Annotated in this window: 3 protein-coding genes; 2 read left to right on the top strand and 1 reads right to left on the bottom strand. The window is 30.9% G+C overall.

Annotation, left to right across the window (positions count from 1 at the left end; translation table 11 throughout):
- Positions 1-72: 72 nt before the first annotated feature.
- A complete protein-coding gene (locus WMZ97_RS21710) occupies positions 73-564 on the bottom strand; it encodes a hypothetical protein (RefSeq protein ID WP_343274151.1) in 492 nt (163 codons plus the stop codon).
- A 305-nt stretch (positions 565-869) separates the two neighbouring features.
- On the opposite strand from WMZ97_RS21710, the gene WMZ97_RS21715 reads away from it, so the two are divergent.
- Positions 870-2,237 carry a TniQ family protein gene (locus WMZ97_RS21715; RefSeq protein WP_343274152.1) on the top strand — a complete coding sequence of 456 codons (1,368 nt, stop codon included), beginning with the start codon at positions 870-872 and terminating at the stop codon, positions 2,235-2,237.
- Complete coding sequence (locus WMZ97_RS21720) at positions 2,221-4,638, top strand: TnsA endonuclease N-terminal domain-containing protein (RefSeq protein ID WP_343274153.1); 2,418 nt, start codon at positions 2,221-2,223, stop codon at positions 4,636-4,638. Before WMZ97_RS21715 ends, WMZ97_RS21720 begins: the two co-directional genes overlap by 17 nt.
- The last annotated feature ends 74 nt before the right edge of the window (positions 4,639-4,712 follow it).

Consider the following 4,712-nt stretch of genomic DNA (forward strand, 5'->3'; position numbering starts at 1 on the left):
TGAATATTGTTTTCTTTTCCCCATAAATCTACTTTAACATCTCCTTATTTCGTGTCTAGATTTATGGGTCCATTATAATATATGGTCATTCTCAATTAACTTATTTCCTTTATTACTCTTTATATTTGCCAATCTTGACCAATGGCTTTTAAAGAGAATGATTCTATTAAAAATATGCTCATAATTTTGTACCGATTTAATAAAGTTAATTTCTACTATTTCTCTTTTATAATTAACTAATCCATCGTGAATTATATTTAAACAATCCTTATATTTAATATTAAAATATGGAATCGAGAATAGGACTTCATCTTCAGTCTGATTATGGTCTTGGTATATGATCAACTCAAATTGTTGGAGTACATAACCTTGATAAAAATATTTAAAAATCCATTGGTGAAAATTAATAAGGTCCTCTGTCCATGCAATATAGCTATTTGATTCATTTTCGAAGTATTGATAGTTAAACGGTTCGTCAATTGGACAATCGTACCAAGTTACATCTACACGATTATAATTATTTTTTTCCTCTTCCATAGTAAAAACAGCTCTAAATGATAGCATTTATTAAACCTCCTAAGATAATTTTAAGTATTATACTCTATTAAAAAAGCTATTCGAATAGCTAACTGTAATTTTTTTATTTTATTTTTTAATTTAAAAATAAGGTCTAAATGTACCCTAAATCGTATATTTAGACCTTATATTCATGTGTGAATAAAAACAAAAATATCTTACATGGATCCAAATAAAGCTCTAAAGAGACTATTTATGCCCGTAAAACGACCTGATAAGGAAAAGGTGCATATTTAAATACTTTATATGGCAATAATAACTATTAGTCTATTAAATATATGGGGTGTAATAGAATGATAGAAATATATTTAGATTCTAGAAGTGATTTATACAGTATTGAACCAATTGGTTTACAAACTGAGTTAGTTGAAAGCCTTAGCAGTTATTTAATTAGAGTAGCATATGAACATAACATATCTGTTGGTCATTTATTTAATAAGATGATTTTTCCTGAAATGAATAAGGGTTATTTAGAACGGGCTTCAGCTTATGGAGGGAACCGCTTTTATGAAAAGGCAAAAACTGTAAATGGATACATGGAAAATGCTGTTGAACTTGCATGGACAGTTGAAAAATTAACATCCAGAGACGACCTAATTAATTTAACCTTGTACAACCTAAAAGAATTCATTCCATTGAGAAATTTATTGAAGGATACACTCGCTTGGTGTCCTGACTGTATTAGAACTTGGGAGAAGGATGGAAAGGTTATTTATTACCCGCTGATATGGCACTTAAAACCTGTAGAGATTTGCAAAAAACATAGTCGCTTTTTAATTGATAGATGTCCTATATGTAAAAAGGAAGTTGATATCATACGCAGACAAATGGTTCCCGGCTATTGTCCACATTGTTCTTCTATATTAGCCCAAGAAAGTAAAAGCAATAGAATCAATCTAAAAAAATTCAGGTGGGAACTTTATGTTTATGAAAATATGAAAGATATTTTATCAATAAATCATAACAAGATAGACGTTCAAAGTTTTAAGCATACATTTATAAGCAAATTGAACGTAATAAATGAAGAATATTTTTCAAATAATGTTGCAGGTTTTTCAAGATACCTAAATATTCCAAAAAACACTCTACGATATTGGTTAAATGGCCAAAACTTCCCTTCTTTAGATAACATACTTAAAATTTCTTTTAAATTAAACAAAAAAGTTTTAGATTTCCTCTTAGAATCCCTAAATTTAGATGTTAATATATTTCAAATTAATGACAGGCAGGTCATTAATAATGAAACAAAACCAACTCGGAAACCACTTAATTACGATGTAATTGAGAGAAAACTGATAGAACATTTGAGTACAGAAACTCCTATATCGATGAATTCAGTTGCAAAAGTAATTGGTCGAGATAAAAGGGTATTGTACAGAAACTTTCCGGATCTTTGTAAACAAATATCGAGGAGATATTACGACTATATAAAAGAAAAGTCAGGGCTGAGAATTGAAAGGTTAAAAGAACAAATTAAGCTAGCCTTTAATGAGCTGGAAAATGAAGGATTATATCCTAGTCGTAGAAAAGTTGAAAACATGATTAATAAAAATGGGGTTTTAAAAGAAAAGGTTTTACAAGATTATTGGAAATTTTTATTAGTACAAAGTGGTTATGAGTATAAGAATAGGAGGATATATTTCAATGATGAGTTCCAGTGAGTTTGAAGATTGGGCAGCAAGAATGGACTTAACGGAAGAAGCAAAGAAGGAAATTCAACGTATAAGACAGTCTCCGCCAGCAAGACGGGTCGGGGGAGGTAGAAATAACGTTAGCGGAAGGTATAGCAGTAAAAAGATGGGGGTTACCATTCAATTTGAGAGCCATAAGGTTGAATTACCAACTATCTATATGATGGAATTTAATGATGATGTTTTGGAGTATTATGATCAACCACCCAAAATAAAAATGAATTATTTTCAAAGTAAGAAAGATAAAAATAGAAAAATGGCTTATTGGTATACAGCAGATTTTTTTGTAATCGAAAAGAAAAGAGCCTATTGGGTAGAATGCAAGACAGAAGAACATCTTATTAAGAAGTCTCAGGAAAAACCAGATAGATATTTTAGAAATAATGGAAGATGGGAATTCTCACTCGGAAAAAATTATGCAATACAGTTTGGTTTGGATTTTCTTGTACGTTCGTCATCTGAGATTAATTGGATACTTCAACGTAACCTTGAATTTCTGGAGGATTATATTACCACGGATCATATTCCCGGAGATCAAACCATTGCAAAGATTAAGGAGGCTATTATATCAACTCCCGGTATAACTATGCTAGACCTTATTCAAAATGCTGAGGAACAATTTACCTCTGATGATATATATGACTTAATAGCAAATAACATAATCTATATTGATTTGTACAATGATTTAATAACCGAACCAGAGGGTGTAAAAGTATATCTAAATAAAGAACAGCATAAAGGTTTTTCGATAATTGAAAAACCAAGCAGAAAAAGAAAGTCACCTAACAAAATTGAATTAAAATCAGGTAACAGTATTTTATGGGGAGATAGCATCTGGACTATCATAAATTATGACCGTAGCGAAAAAATAGTCTATCTATACTCAAAAAGCTTTAATGAGGATTCTAAATTACCTGTTGATTTATTTGAATTATATATATCAGAAGGCATTATTCGAGCTTTAGAAAAAGAGAACAATAATGAGAGTAATAAATTAAACAAGATGATTGCAGAAGCAAGTGAAAGAGATTTGGAGGAAGCAAACAAGAAATATGAAATTGTTACAAAATATCTAAACGGAGAAAATGTTGAGTTAAATGTTACTGGAAGAAGTCTCAGAAATTGGGTAAAAAAATTCAGTGATGCTGAAGAATTATATGGAAATGGTTTTGTCGGACTTCTTCCTAGAATCAAAAAAAGAGGAAATAAAAATTCGAAATTGCCACCTGAAACAGAAAAGCTAATGGCTGATGTAATAAATGAAAGTTACAAAAATATAAAATCTAAAACAGCGAAACAAGTTTATCGTGAATTGTTAGTTAAATGTGAAGAACTCAATATTGATCCACCATCATATCAAACATTGTGTACTGCGATTAATAATCTATCTAAATATGAAGTGGAAGAATCTAGAAAAGGAAGAAGAGCAGCATATAAGTTTGAGGAATTTTATACTGAACTGGAATTTACAACTCCAAGGCATGGGGAGCGAGTTTTCGAACTGGCACATATTGATCATACTGAGCTAGATATTGAACTAAAACTTACTAGTCATAAGACCATGCGGCCGTGGCTTACCGTGATGATTGATGCCTTTTCTAGAAGAGTCCTTGCCTTTTATCTAACATTTGAACCACCTTCATACCGCAGTTGTATGATGATTGTTAGGGAATGTGTAAAGAATTATAACCGACTACCTAACTTCCTTGTTTTGGATGGAGGAAAAGAATTTCATAGTGTTTATTTTGAGTCTTTACTGGCCTTTTATGGTGTTCACAAGAAACAGAGGCCTGCTGCAAAATCAAGATATGGAAATGATGTGGAAAGATTATTCGGCATAGCTAATAAATTGTTTATTCATAACCTTGCTGGTAACACACAATTAACAAAAAATGTAAGACAAGTTACTAAATCAGTAAATCCGAAAAACCATGCAATTTGGACACTAGAAACTTTAAATGAAACCCTTGAGAACTGGTTTAATAGAGTTTATGACAATAAAATAAATCCATCACTTCATCAAAGTCCAAAAGAGGCATATGAAGAATCAATTAATGTTTCTGGAAGTCGTCCAAATACCTATATTTCTTATGATGATACTTTTACTTTAATGACATTACCATCTCCAAAAGGGAAAACTAGGAAAGTACATCCGGGTAAAGGTATTAAATTATCATATTCATATTATTGGTGTGAGCAATTCAGAAATCCAAAAGTTGAAAATACTCAAGTTGAGGTAAAATATGATCCTTTCAATATTGGAATTGCATATGCATATATAGGAGATCAATGGGTTGAATGCCAATCTGAAGGATACAAATATTTATATGGTAAAAGTGAAAAACAAATGAAGGTTATTACAGAAGAATAAAGTGGACCCCATTGTCAAGACACAAATTTTTATAAGTTAAGGTGGGCTTTATATATTATTTGCCCGTGGGAGTA

Origin of the sequence: Lentibacillus songyuanensis (assembly GCF_039548255.1) — a bacterium.
GTDB classification, from domain to species: domain Bacteria; phylum Bacillota; class Bacilli; order Bacillales; family Amphibacillaceae; genus Lentibacillus_C; species Lentibacillus_C songyuanensis.